This is a genomic window from Mucilaginibacter sp. (assembly GCF_041660805.1).
Classification (GTDB): Bacteria; Bacteroidota; Bacteroidia; order Sphingobacteriales; family Sphingobacteriaceae; genus Mucilaginibacter.
In genome coordinates this window covers 247,723-261,077 of record NZ_JBAZVP010000001.1, presented here as the reverse complement: position 1 = coordinate 261,077, position 13,355 = coordinate 247,723, and the positions used below count along the sequence as shown (strand labels likewise).

At 40.3% G+C, this 13,355-nt stretch carries 9 protein-coding genes; 3 read left to right on the top strand and 6 right to left on the bottom strand.

Annotation, left to right across the window (positions count from 1 at the left end; all coding sequences use genetic code 11):
• Positions 1-110: 110 nt before the first annotated feature.
• Entirely contained in the window at positions 111-1,010 is a 900-nt protein-coding gene (locus WC743_RS01210) for an SMP-30/gluconolactonase/LRE family protein (RefSeq protein WP_373009897.1), read from the bottom strand.
• Positions 1,011-1,301: 291 nt separating this feature from the next.
• Here WC743_RS01210 and WC743_RS01205 point away from each other — a divergent pair, with 291 nt between their 5' ends.
• Positions 1,302-1,757, top strand: a complete 456-nt coding sequence (locus WC743_RS01205; protein WP_373009896.1) for a DUF4268 domain-containing protein — start codon at positions 1,302-1,304, stop codon at positions 1,755-1,757.
• A gap of 39 nt (positions 1,758-1,796) precedes the next feature.
• Here WC743_RS01205 and WC743_RS01200 read toward each other — a convergent pair whose 3' ends face one another.
• From WC743_RS01200 to WC743_RS01190, 3 genes are all read right to left on the bottom strand, one after another.
• Positions 1,797-3,503, bottom strand: coding sequence for a S41 family peptidase (locus tag WC743_RS01200; RefSeq protein WP_373009895.1), 1,707 nt, complete (start codon positions 3,501-3,503; stop codon positions 1,797-1,799).
• A gap of 139 nt (positions 3,504-3,642) precedes the next feature.
• A complete protein-coding gene (locus tag WC743_RS01195) occupies positions 3,643-4,404 on the bottom strand; it encodes a hypothetical protein (RefSeq protein ID WP_373009894.1) in 762 nt (253 codons plus the stop codon).
• Between the two features lie 93 nt (positions 4,405-4,497).
• On the bottom strand, positions 4,498-6,207 hold the full coding sequence (locus tag WC743_RS01190; RefSeq protein WP_373009892.1) for a hypothetical protein: 1,710 nt from the start codon (positions 6,205-6,207) through the stop codon (positions 4,498-4,500).
• Positions 6,208-6,240: 33 nt separating this feature from the next.
• On the opposite strand from WC743_RS01190, the gene WC743_RS01185 reads away from it, so the two are divergent.
• On the top strand, positions 6,241-7,443 hold the full coding sequence (locus WC743_RS01185) for a DUF763 domain-containing protein (RefSeq protein ID WP_373009891.1): 1,203 nt from the start codon (positions 6,241-6,243) through the stop codon (positions 7,441-7,443).
• Here the strand turns inward: WC743_RS01185 and WC743_RS01180 are convergent.
• On the bottom strand, positions 7,435-7,968 hold the full coding sequence (locus WC743_RS01180; RefSeq protein WP_373009890.1) for a DUF4142 domain-containing protein: 534 nt from the start codon (positions 7,966-7,968) through the stop codon (positions 7,435-7,437). The genes WC743_RS01185 and WC743_RS01180 overlap by 9 nt on opposite strands.
• Before the next feature lie 392 nt (positions 7,969-8,360).
• Entirely contained in the window at positions 8,361-10,934 is a 2,574-nt protein-coding gene (locus WC743_RS01175; protein WP_373009889.1) for a phosphoenolpyruvate carboxylase, read from the bottom strand.
• Positions 10,935-11,138: 204 nt separating this feature from the next.
• Between WC743_RS01175 and WC743_RS01170 the strand changes: the two genes are divergently transcribed.
• Positions 11,139-13,307, top strand: a complete 2,169-nt coding sequence (locus WC743_RS01170) for an FUSC family membrane protein (RefSeq protein ID WP_373009888.1) — start codon at positions 11,139-11,141, stop codon at positions 13,305-13,307.
• Positions 13,308-13,355 lie beyond the last annotated feature (48 nt).

Sequence of the window (13,355 nt, the reverse complement as noted above, 5' to 3'; positions counted from 1 at the left end):
AAGCATTGCGGGGTGGGCCTTTACGCACGTCCTTCGACAAGCTCAGGATGACCCAGCAAATGTCATTTCCCTTTCAAAGGCCTCGCAATTACATATTGTTATAGAAGTGTCTACTCCACTCCTTTTACATTCATTTTCATGGTGTAAATAGCGGTTGATGCGGTAATAAAAAGCACATCCCTGTTCTTACCGCCAAAACATAAGTTGGCGCTCCAGGGTTCAGGAACATCAATGTGTGCAATTTTTTCGCCTTGCGGATTATAAATAGTGACACCATTACCTGCCAGATAAAGGTTACCCAGCGCATCAAGCGTCATGCCATCTGCACCTTGTTTAATATGGATGGTTTTATTGCCTAAAGTACCATCAGCCTTAATGCTGAATTTATAGATCTTATTATCTCCAATATCGGCTACGTATAAAGTTTTACCGTCAGGTGTGCCTACTATTCCGTTTGGTCTTTTCAGGCTATCTTCTAAAGCTATTGGCTGTGTTTTTCCTTTTGGCAGATAAAACACTTTCTGATGGTCAAGGTCAGGTTTGGTACGTGTCCACCATGGGCGTTGGTAGTATGGGTCGGTAAAATAAACATTCCCGTTGGGGTGTACCCAAAGATCATTAGGCCCATTCAGCAAATGCCCGCCGAAGTCTTTTATCAGCACTTTAACTTCTTTATTGGGTTTTACCTGCCACATCTGGTTGTGTTCATCGGCACAAACAATAAGGTTACCTTTTTTATCAAAATACGTTCCGTTGGCCCTGCCCGCACTATCCATAAATACCGATAATTTACCGTCCGTATCATATTTCCAAATTTTGTTGTTGGGCTGGTCGGTAAAAAAGATATTTCCTTTCTTATCAACCGCAGGGCCTTCGGTAAAAGCAAACTGTTTGGATACCAACTGTGGTTTACTTTGCGGATCGAACAGATTGGCTGATTGCCCAAAAGATTTATAAAAAGATAAAAATAAGGTACAATAAACTATTAGCAATGATGCGGTAACTTTCATATTAATTGGCTATTACTTTAGCAGGTTGATAAACTTTCTCTTTATATAATCCAAGGTCGCTTATTGGATTTGCTAATGTAAATATTCAGGTTGATTTTATTAACCGAAATATTTTAAACTACTTTGCACACATATTCCGCGTTAAATCAATAAAAATAGTTTTACCAACGAAGAAAACTAAGAATGCAGACTTATGATTCATTATTATCTCTATTTATGATCTCTGTGTTAACTGTAATTTTCCTTTGTGGTTGTTAATTTAAACAGCTTTGTCCTTCCCCCAATAATACCATGTATAGCAAAGAGCAGGCATCACAACTAAGACAAGCATTCTGGACTGCTTTTGGGCAGTACATGGGCCCGGTATTATCTGCCGAAGGATTAAGGACTAACTGGGTTAATTATAAAACAGGTGTTAAGCATATCTTTTTCAGGATGCAGGCTGATAATAAACATGCAAGCATTTCTATTGAGATAACCCACCCGGATAAAGAACTGCAACAATTATTTTTTGAGCAGTTTGCTACCTACAAAAATGTACTGCAAAATACACTTAACGAAAATTGGGAATGGCAGCTGCACACTACCGACGAATACGGCAAAACCATTAGCCGGATCTCCACAGAAATCGCTCCTGTAAGCATTTACCAAAAAGAAGACTGGCCCAAACTGATCTCGTTCTTTAAACCCCGCATAGTTGCCCTTGATGAATTTTGGAGCGATGCTAAGTATGCATTTGAAGTATAAATTCAGCTTGTTAAAGATCTTTATTAAGGAGTAATCATCTTATTTCTTTCCGTTCAGGATCACCTCAACCGCTTTATCTAACAGTTCATCTTTGTGTTCGCGGAAACCGTTTAAGGTTTGGCTAACCTTCACATCGGGTATAACCCCAATTTGCTGGGTTTCGCGGCCATCGGGATGGTATGCGCCTATCGCAGTTAACTGTGTAGTGAAACCGCCGGGTAATTTAAATGCGGGAGGTACACTACCATCAGCACCCGATGTTTCTGAGCCTACAACCACTGCGTTGGGTATTAATTTGATGAACAGTGCAAAAAATTCACCGCCGCTTTGTGTTTCCTGGTTCACTAAAATAGCAACTTTTCCTTTGTAATAATCGGGGTTATCAGCTCCAACAACAATTGGTTTGGTGAACCTGAACACACCCGGATAGCCTTTTACAGCACTCGAAAATTTGATAAACGGTATTTTATGGGGAAAGAATAATTCGCTATACAGATCGGCTTGCGCACCTGTGCCCGGGTATTGCCTGCCATCAAATACCACACCTTTTACTGTTTTCAGAATGGGTTTAAGCAAAGGGATCTGTGTTCTTTGTATTGCGCCAACATTAATGTAGAGCACATCGCTTTTCATCACATAATAGCTGGAATCTTTCTGATACGGAAAATCAATCCCTTTTGGTATGAAGGAACTATAGCGAATATTTTTAATAGATAAACTATGCTTCTGATTGCTATTATCTATCAGCACAATGTTTGAAACGGTATCGTTTGTACGTGTTACCAACCTACCTGCTTCACGTAATACGGATGCATTGGTTGATGCCGAAACGTAAGGTTTTACATTGTCAAGTATCTTACTTACAGGAACGCTATTAACAGATTCCAGAATATATCCCTTCTGTACATCAAGCCCCTTTACAAAGTTTGGGTTCATTGAATTAACAACCGCTTTGCCATCAAGTATTTTTACACTGAAGGGTGCCTGATATTTTCCTTTTACCTCCTCAAGCCCTACAGAACTTATAACCGCGTGCGAATCTTTAACGGATGCTGCCATGCTTTGTATAAAATGGACATATTCTGTTTCGTTACGGGTAGCTAAGGTTTCGTGCGTTAACTGCTTTAAATATTTATCCCAATCTTGTTTAGCGAGATGTTTGTATGGGTACCAATAAGCTATAATATTCCAATACCTGAAAGCTGCCAGCAGGCGGTACGAATAGGCAGGGAACCTCATTGTAGCATAAGGCAATTCGTTAATAATAAAAGGCATCACCACATCGTCGTCGGCCATAAATTTAACATAACGCTGATCTGCCTGCGAGTGGTTGTGTTTGAGATTATTAAGGGTACGAAGTACCTCTGGTGAAAAATTAGCGCTGCTGATCCATTCTAAATTGGGCTTTAGCTTTACATTGGTGATAACGCTATCAATAGTGGGGTAAGTTGGTATAGTCCCCAGGTCGTTGATCCATTTTAGCAAAACTTTGTCGCGACTTGCCCTATCCTTTGTTGCCATGTAAGCGGGCAACACCCCTATCAGTTGCTGATCCCAGTCGAACTGACCTTTGGTAACGTTAGGGTGATGGTATTTTAAAAAGCCCCATACTTTACCTAAAAGCGGCAAGTCTGCTTTTTCATTGTAATTATTTAGAGTATCGGCAGGTACCGTTTGAGCAACAACAGTATTGTTATATGATGAGGTACAAACGCAGATAAAGATTAGGGTGATGATTTTTTTCATTGCCCCTAATGTATTGAAATATCACTTAGTTTTTTGAACGTCTGAGTTTTAATATAATGTCATTAATCCGCTAATACACCACAAAAAACGGATCAGTTATATTGATCCCCCTTTTTTAATTCAACAGAATATTGAATGATTATCTTTTCCTGATATAGTAGCCTAAGCCAACATTAAACGTAACAAAAAATGCGCTGTTCTTATTGTCTGGCCCATTCTGGAGGGAGTGGTCTTCAATCTTCCAATCGCCCTGGTAAGCGTTAATGTAATAACCAACCCTTACCCCTATCGGGATGTTACGCTCCACCTCAAAGTTGTCCATCTGCTTTGATTTTACTTTTATCAGGTAATCAAAACCGGCACCCAGGTCTATCCCAAAATTTGGCTGATAAAAGGTTTTACTTGATGTACTGTTTAAGATCTCCTGCGAAAAATCATCAGTGTTTTCTATCCGGGCATTATCCTTTATACCTAATACCGCTGCCGAAAAATTTATCCCCGCGAAAGGATACAACCTGTAACTGGAGCTTTCTGCAATGTTATATCCAAATCTTAAAAAGGCCTGATACTGGTTATACTTTGCTTTTAAACCATTAACCTCTGATGAAGTTATGGGAGTAAAACCTATCCCATCTTCCACAATAAATTTCTTAAATATGTGGCTCATAGAGGCATTTATCCAGATATTATTGTGTGATAATGAAGGGATGTTGTTGCTGTTTAGTATTTGGTTAAGCTGATTCAGATCCGTTTTACGGTAGGTTGCCTGTAACTGTATGGCCCCGGCAATATCACGTTTAAACCAGCGCCCGCTCCTGGTGGTATCAGAACTTTGGGCGTTTACTGATAGGGCGCCAAATATGCTTACCGACGTTAATATAAGAGTAAATATTTTTTTCATAGTGATTATATAACGTTCAAAATCAGCTATGTGTTTGCCAATATTTAACTAATAGTATAGAGCCTGCACGAATAGACCCAGACTTTACATTAATTAAATATCATACTTTTCCCTTAACTGCCGGCTTACCGTATAAGCATCCTCAATAACACCAGGCGGATAACCCAGGCCCTGTAAAACAGCAATTCCGTTCTTGTTTTTTAATAACCCGGGTTTTATTTGATAATCAAATACCAACCGGTTATCGCCCATTAATTCCTCAAAAGAGTATACTGCAAAATCATCCCCTAAAAGTTTGGCCAGTTCAAGATCATGGGTCGAAACAAATACAAAATTTTCGTTTTGCACTAAATGCGACAACACAGCCTTGGCAGACGCTATACGCTCAATGGTGTTTGTTCCCCTGAAAATTTCATCAATGATCACCAGGCTTTTTACTGGTTTATCAGCCGTTGAGTTATCGAGTATATGCAAAACCGACAATGCCTCCGCCTGAAAATAGCTCTTTTGCTCCTCAATATTATCGCTCATATTAATACTGGTGAGTATATTAAGCGGTGGTGCCTGGTATTTTGTTGTTAAGCTTGTATGAATAGTTTGAGATAGCAGCGCATTTACCGCCATAGCCCGTATAAAGGTTGTTTTGCCAGACATGTTAGATCCTGTTATTAAAACACCCTGCCCAATATTGCTGTCAATTGAATTTGCAACACAGTTTTCAATAAGTGTATGATACAGGTCTTTAACTATTATTTTACCGCTGCCGGCTTCAATTTCGGGGATGCAATAGTAAGGTAAACCATCCCTTACTGATTGTACAGATATGGCAACATCTATTTGAGCTACATAATCGTAAACTATCTTTATGTCATCAAGATACTGGTTAACCTTATTTATAGAAGATATGAAAACCCTCGGCTCAAATAACAAGAACATTTTTATCCATTCACTAATTAAATAGGTTAGATCTGTGGGGTCATTAGCAACCTTGCTCTGGTAGTTTATAAAGCTTAATGATTTTTTAAGTTTTGATAATTTGGCCAGGCTGTGCGTAACCTTATCATCAATATCAACATAGCCCGTATTAACAATCCAGTTGCCAACATTATATAATGCAAGCAACTGTGGTAATGAATGAATGTAATTATATATCTTATTCTTATTGATAAAATAAATGACTGTATTGGCCAACAGAGCTGCAAAAAGCATAATTAAATATACCTGGTTAGGTATGATCACTAAAAGCGCTACCAGTGCAAAAACAATTAAGGCAGCCACTTTTATATACATTTCTACCAGCGGCTTAAATAGTGACTGATGTTTTTTAGCAAATAACTCGGGCAAATGATATGCATCGTCGTTATTTAAATCAAATAATTTAAGCTGAATTTGTTCTCTTGAGGCTTCATCCTGGTTTAAGCTTTCTATTTGCGCCTCTAGTTTTTCAAAATATTCAGGGTTGGTATGAATACTGTGCAGGTTCTTATAAAGGTATTGCTGCCCTACTTTTGAACTGGTACGGTCTATATAGCTAAACACACTATCAAGGTCGAGATCATTGGCGGTGTTTGTGGAGAGGCTATCTTCCCCGGGAAAATTAGTTTTATAACGATTGATCAGATTGAAGTTTCTCCTTACATTTAAAGGTTTACCCCAATTGGCTTTCAAATCTGCCTGCAGCTTTTTTTTACGTTGCGTTCTCCTGAAGTACATCAGCATCAAAAAATAATTATAACAATCAGTATTGCCTGCAGCCAGTAAATCATTCCTAAAATTAATTGTAATAGTTAAACAAGCAAGCATTAACAATATAAATAAATTGCTAAATTTGTTAGCATGAAACGTTCAGGAAGTGCTGATTTGCCTTTACATTATGGTTATGTGCCTTTATGGCTCGCCGAAAGAATGGGCAAGCTGGGCTTAGCCGTGATCGAGAACATTGTAATGGATTATGGCAAAGATGAGGTACTGCGCCGCTTGAGCGATCCATTCTGGTTTCAGAGCCTGGGCGCGGTAATGGGTATGGACTGGCATTCATCGGGCATTACCACTTCTGTAATGGGTGCTTTAAAGCGAACGGTGAATCCGCATAGCCGCGAACTGGGCATTTATATTTGCGGCGGCAAAGGCAAGGCATCTAAACGTACACCCGAAGAATTATTAAACGTTGGCAACAGTACCGGGCTTGATGGTAATTACCTGGTTAGGTGCAGCAAGCTTAGCGCTAAAATTGATAATACCGCCATTCAGGATGGATTTCAACTATACACACACAATTTTATTTTAAGCGATACCGGTAAATGGGCCGTAGTACAACAAGGCATGAGCGACCAAAGCAGCACGGCCCGCCGCTACCACTGGCACTCGGAACAGCTAACTTCTTTTTTAGATGACCCGCACACCAGCATTTATGGAAAAAACAATGGCTACATATTAAACATGGCCGATAAGCAGGCCCTTAGCAGCCGCACAGGTGTTATGCAGATAGCAGCCGAGCAGCCGGACAGGATGCTCAAAGAGATAAGCAAACTGGTAATGCCAAACCATCATGAAGTAAAGGCCAAAGACGTGGACCTGAAACGATTAGGGGCGGTATTATGGCTGGCGCATGAAAAGCAGCCAAAAGATTTTGAGGAATTGATATTATTGCAAGGGTTAGGCCCACGAACGCTGCAATCTTTAGCCTTAGTAAGCGAAGTGATACATGGTACGCCATCCCGTTTTAAAGACCCGGCAAGGTTCTCGTTCGCGCATGGCGGTAAGGATGGGCACCCTTTCCCTGTGCCTATAAAGGTTTATGACGAAACCATTGGCACCCTGCAAACAGCAATACATAAAGCCAGGCTGGGCCAATCAGAAAAAATTGAGGCTATTAAACGCCTGACCAATATAGCCCAGGCTGCCGAAAAGGATTTTACCCCCAACGCCAACTTTGATCAGGTTATTGAAAAGGAAAGAAATGAATCATGGAAATACGGCGGCCGTACCGTGTTTGGCAAAGCAAAACCACCGGTTCAGCAGCAGTTAAAATTATTTTAAAGAGGTAAATATTTTATTGGCTTCTTCTAAATGGCCTTCCAGTTTAGGAATATTTTTCCCGGCAAAGTTATTTACAGTTACATCGGTATTATTGGCAGCAGCTTTAAATACTTCAATGGCCCTTTTATGGTCGGCAACCATTGCCTGCATATATTCTTTATCAAACTCAGCACCGTATTTTTTTGAAAGACTTGTTATTAAGTGCATATGCTCAAGTGTTAAAGTATCACTTGTATTCACTTTTTTACCTGCGGCAAGCTTTTTCAGTTCGTCACCCATAGCAGTATGGTCGGTGATCATCATTTTAGCAAAATCAACCACCTTAGCATTTTGCGATTGTTTTTCGGCAAGCCGGGATAATTTTACCTCCGCGTTGCCAGACTCAACACCGTTTTTTATTAACGATATACCGGTATCATCAACCAGGGTTTTATCATTAAAATTCTTGGCTTTCCGGGTATCATTACAGGCTTGCGCCGCAAATAATACCACTAATGTAATAGCAATGCAGAATGATTTTTTCATCGTAAAATAGTAAGCTTATAATATTGGTACAACAAAGTTTGCACCATACGGTTTATAATATTTTACAATGTAATGATATTATGAGTTTAAGCCATTGGCGGGCTTAACCTACGCACGTCCTTCAACAGGTTTAGGAGTACCCCATTTTCGCAAAGTGTCATGGTGAGCCTTGTCCTGTCATGGTGAGCCTGTCGAACCACACATAGCGGACTACCCCACGCGCGTCCTTCGACAGGCTCAGGAGGACCCCATTTTTCGCAAAGTGTCATGGTGAGCCTGTCCTGTCATGGTGAGCCTGTCGAACCACACATAGCGGGCTATCCCACGCGTGTTCTTCCACAAGCTCAGGAGGGCCTCATTTCACAAAGTGTCATGGTGAGCTTGTCGAACTCTTAAGCTAAATTCCTGCCTGCATTAATAATTCCGTACACGGTGCGTATCACCAGCTTATTATAAATTCCAATTAACTCTTCGTCGTTAGTTTTATTTAACAGGGCAAGCGCGTAATGCTGAATAATTACTAAAGGCAAAACAATTTTTTCGCGTATGGCAATTGAACGGCTTTCTACCGGAAATTCTTCCATTAAAACTTTAGAGTCGGTCAGGTCCAGCAACAGATGCTTCGTCAATTCAAATTCATCGCGCAGGCCTTTCCAAAACTCGCCAAATTTGGCATCCTTTTCTAAATATGCAGTAACCCTGAAATCTGATTTTGACATCGACATCATACAGTTATCTACCATAGTCTTGAAAAATCCTGATGAGCGATAAAGGTCTTTAATTTCTTTCCAGCTCCCTTTATCTTTCATTTTCTTTAATGCCGTACCAACACCGTAAAACCCGGGGATGCTTTGTTTTAACTGGCTCCATGAGGTTACAAAACTAATTGCACGCAAATCTTCCAGTTTCATTTTAGCGCCTGCATTACGTTTGGTTGGCCTGCTGCTGATATTAATGTGCGACAATAATTTAAGCGGACTAAACCTTTCCAGGTACTCTACAAATAAAGGATCTTCGCGCAGGCTTAAGAAAAGCTTGTGGCTTTCATCGGCCATTTCAGATATCAGGGCTTTATGATCATTATCCAGCAGATCCTGATGATTAGGGTGCAATGCCGAAGTTATGCCCGCGTTTATCAGTTGCTCGGTATTAAACCTTGCCGTTTCTACAGACCCATATTGTGAACTAACCGTTTGGCCCTGTATAGTTAATTGAATATTTTCGTTAGCTATTTCTTTACCCATTGAGGCATAAAAGCGGTGCGTTTTACCACCACCACGTGCCGGCGGGCCACCCCTGCCATCAAAAAAAGCAAGCGCGATTCCGTATTTGCGCGCCATGGCGGTAAGCTCAACCTTAGCCTGGTATATAGACCAATTTGCCATCAAATAACCACCGTCTTTAGTACTATCGCTAAAGCCCAGCATTATAGTTTGCTTATTTCCGCGCCTTTTTAAATGTGTTTTGTAAAATGGATGGATGTATAATTTTTCCATTACCTCACTTGCGTGCTTTAAGTCGTTTACTGTTTCAAACAGTGGCATAAAGTCAACACTCAATTTATCCTTTTCCCATCCGCTCCATAAAAACAGGTCAATAAGCTGCAATATATCAGTTGCCTGCTGGCAGTTACTAATAATAAACCGCTGGCAACCCTTTTCGCCATTACTTTGCTGGATTTGTTTCATCAGCCTTATGGTATCCAGCGTATCGCGGGTCATTGCATCTTCGGTCTCAGGACATTTAAAATCAGCCTGGTTAAACGGAAGGCTTTTTATTTTGGCCTCTTCGCTTTGGTCATGATAATCTTTAGGTACACCGGTGTAGATCTTTTTAGTGCAATATTTAAATACATCGCGCAGCACGCGGCTGTCCTGCCTTATATCCAGTGTGGCAAAGTACGACCCAAATAACTGTACCTTTTGGATCAGGTTATCTACAATATTTACAAACAAGCTATCATGGCTGGTAACAAGCGTTTCCCTCATTGATTTTAGCAGGCCAAGCATTTCGGGCTGCAGATCAACCGGTTTATCCTGTACAGTAAAGGCATTTTCATAAAGCAGTTTTTCAATAGTGGCCATGTTATCGGCAAAACCCCTGAAAGTGATACGGCGCTTTATTACCCTAAAATCACGATAGTAGCAACGGAAAATCATCTGCCTTAATAAAAAGGCTACCTCACGTGTAGTTTCGGTATTCACATTGGGGTTACCATCCCTGTCGCCGCCCGGCCAGAAACCTAATTCTAAAACCTGGTGACTGCCATCTAATTCAAACTCTTCTTCCAGTTTTGATTGTATGCCGCCCAGTGCATGATAAAATATGTTCTCTAAAAACCAAACCAAGCTAACCGCTTCATCTACAGGCGTTGGCGATGTTTTATTAAAGAAAGGCGTTTTACCCAATTGCTGCAATAAAACGTCAATATTGGTAATATCATTGGTTTTAAGGGCTTCTATCAGATCGGTCATGATACCCAGCACCGCACCCGGATAAAACTGTGTTGGGTGCGCGGTTAATACCAGCCGCAGCGAAAAATCTTTTAATTGTTCGCTGATTTGGGTACGCGCCTGCTCACTTACTGATGCCTGCTGAATTAAGCTTTGCAGTGTTCCGGAATCATCAGACCGGCCTACTTTACCAAAAGATGAATCTTCAATGGCATCAAACAAAACTACCTGTCTTTCAATATATTGTATAAACCTGAATAAACGGTTTATTTGCTCCCTGTGGTCAATATCGGGTACATACTTTTTAAAGAAAGATTCAATTATACTTGCCGGCGATGAATTTTTTGCCGCCCCCTTGTCGCAATGCGAGCTAAAAAACGGCAATAATATACCGGTATCCTTAACCTGGTAAAAAGGCAGCGTTTGAAACAAGCTGTTGTATAATTCAAAACGTTTTACAACTTCGTAATTAAATGTTGTTTCTCTTTGAGTGAGCCTTTGAGTTGATGGCATAACAGTACAGGTTAGCAAATTTTAAATATTCCCGATTGCCGGGGTTTACGGCGTGAATTTAACTATCTTAAATCTATTTAAGGTTAATAACTAAAAAATTAATAACATTTAAAGCGCTTCAATGCAATATTTGTTATTACAACCCTAGCATGCTTTATTTGTTTATTTTTGCTGTATAAAAAACCTTTGCAGCATTACCCCTACATGAACAACCATAAAAGAGAAATAAAAAGCTTTTTTTACAGCCAGTATTTTTCTGACGGTTTGCGCATATCTGCAGGTATTTTGCTGCCATCATTAGTGATGATGCAGCTGGGTAATTTTAACCTGGGCCTTACCCTCTCCCTTGGCGCTTTGTGTATATGTACTATTGACAGCCCCGGCCCTGTAGCACAAAAACGTAATGCCATGGCCATTGGTAATTTATGCCTTTTTGCTGTCGCGATGATAACCGGCTTTGCCCGGCTTAATGTTTACACGCTTGGCCTGGAGATAACGTTGTTCTCTTTCATATTCTCCATGTTTAATGTGTACGGCAACCGGGCTGCATCTGTAGGTACAAGTTCCCTGCTCATAATGATATTTATGCTGGATAAGGACGTGCCTCCACCGGAACTTCTCTTGTTTTGTGCTACCATTTTAGCGGGCGGTTTGTGGTATATGGCTTTCAGCATGGTATTTTTTGGTATCAGGCCTTATCGCGCGGCACAGCAAACACTGGGCGAAAACGTTGCCGATATAGCCCGCTTTTTACGAATTAAAGCTGATTTTTACCGGGTAGAGGTTGATATTGACGAGAACTACCGCAAACTGGTATTGCAACAGATACAGGTAAGCAATCATCAGGATGCTGTTCGGGAGCTGCTTTTTAAAAGCCGGCTGATGGTAAAGGAATCAACTGCCGCAAGCCGGATACTGGTGCTTACTTTTATTGACCTGGTTGATATGTTTGAGCAGATAATGGCCACCCATTATGATTATGCCCATATTCGTGAAAGATTTAAAAATACAGGCATATTACAGGAGATAGCAGATTTTTTGCACCATGTAGCCGATGAACTGGACAACGTTGGTTATTCTATCCTTGCTAATTCAAGACCCGAAAAAACAAGTAACCTGGAGTTTAGGCTGGAGCAATTAAAACTGAAGATAGATGAGATTGGCTTAGACGATAAGGAAACAAGCAACCTGGTTTTAAGAAAGATCCTGATAAACCTGCGCGATTTAACCAAAAGCATATCCAACATTTATAAATATTATCACTCAAAAGCATCTGAAGGCTTAATTGGCACGCCAGATACTGATGTTGAGTATTCTAAATTTGTCACCCATCAGGATTATGCACCGCATATATTTTTTGATAACCTCTCTCTAAACTCAGCCACTTTTAAACACGCGTTAAGGGTATCATTGGTTTGTTTGGTGGGGTATATTACCTCTAAATATTTTTCATTAGGCGGCCATAGTTATTGGGTGCTGCTTACTATTATTGTGATATTAAAGCCGGGGTTCAGTCTATCAAAACAACGTAATTATCAAAGGTTAATAGGTACAATTGGCGGTGGTGTAATAGGTATATTAATATTAACTTTTATACCCGATAAAACCGTGCAGTTTATATTACTGGTTATATTAATGGTAGGCACTTACAGCTTTTTAAGATTAAACTATGTGGTAAGCGTTATTTTTATGACACCATATGTGCTGATACTGTTTAAGTTTTTAGGCCTCGGGCAGATCAACGTTTTTCAGGAGCGGATCATTGATACCATAATAGGATCAACCATAGCGCTAATTGCCAGCTATGTTATATTCCCTACATGGGAATTTGAGCAGATAAAGGAAACATTATCGTCGGTTATTACGGCGAACATCAATTACCTTAAAAAAATATCAGAAAGCATTGCGGGCAAGGAAGTAAGTATTACCGAATACAAGCTTGCCCGTAAAGATGTGTATGTAAACTCGGCCAATTTATCGGCCACCTTTGAGCGTATGACGTCTGAACCTAAAAGCAAACAGCGTAATATTAAGGATATCCACAAATTTGTAGTGCTGAACCATATCCTGTCGTCATATACAGCAAACATTGCCTCGGCCCTTATCCGTACAGGCCCGCAGAAACCGCATGCCGATACTTTAAAGCTGGTTAAACGCAGCATTGCTGTATTAAAGGAGATCAATAAAAAAATTAAGGGCGAAACCATTGAACCACCTGTTCCTAAACCCGAAACAGCCAAAGCTGATACTGCAAAACCAGAAACTGAAAAGATCCCGCTTACAGCAGATGATATACTAATGAAAGAACAACTGGGCTTTATTAATAAGATAAGTATTGATATTGCCAAGGTCACAGAGAACGCTCTGAGGTAGGTGCTTCTGGCAACATTGTCGTCGTTCGGCCGGAGGCCTTATAATAGT

Coding starts and splice junctions, on each gene's coding strand:
- WC743_RS01210 (WP_373009897.1), bottom strand. CDS start 1,010: ATGAAAGTTACCGCATCATTGCTAATAGTTTATTGTACCTTATTTTTA.
- WC743_RS01205 (WP_373009896.1), top strand. CDS start 1,302: ATGTATAGCAAAGAGCAGGCATCACAACTAAGACAAGCATTCTGGACT.
- WC743_RS01200 (WP_373009895.1), bottom strand. CDS start 3,503: ATGAAAAAAATCATCACCCTAATCTTTATCTGCGTTTGTACCTCATCA.
- WC743_RS01195 (WP_373009894.1), bottom strand. CDS start 4,404: ATGAAAAAAATATTTACTCTTATATTAACGTCGGTAAGCATATTTGGC.
- WC743_RS01190 (WP_373009892.1), bottom strand. CDS start 6,207: ATGCTTGCTTGTTTAACTATTACAATTAATTTTAGGAATGATTTACTG.
- WC743_RS01185 (WP_373009891.1), top strand. CDS start 6,241: ATGAAACGTTCAGGAAGTGCTGATTTGCCTTTACATTATGGTTATGTG.
- WC743_RS01180 (WP_373009890.1), bottom strand. CDS start 7,968: ATGAAAAAATCATTCTGCATTGCTATTACATTAGTGGTATTATTTGCG.
- WC743_RS01175 (WP_373009889.1), bottom strand. CDS start 10,934: ATGCCATCAACTCAAAGGCTCACTCAAAGAGAAACAACATTTAATTAC.
- WC743_RS01170 (WP_373009888.1), top strand. CDS start 11,139: ATGAACAACCATAAAAGAGAAATAAAAAGCTTTTTTTACAGCCAGTAT.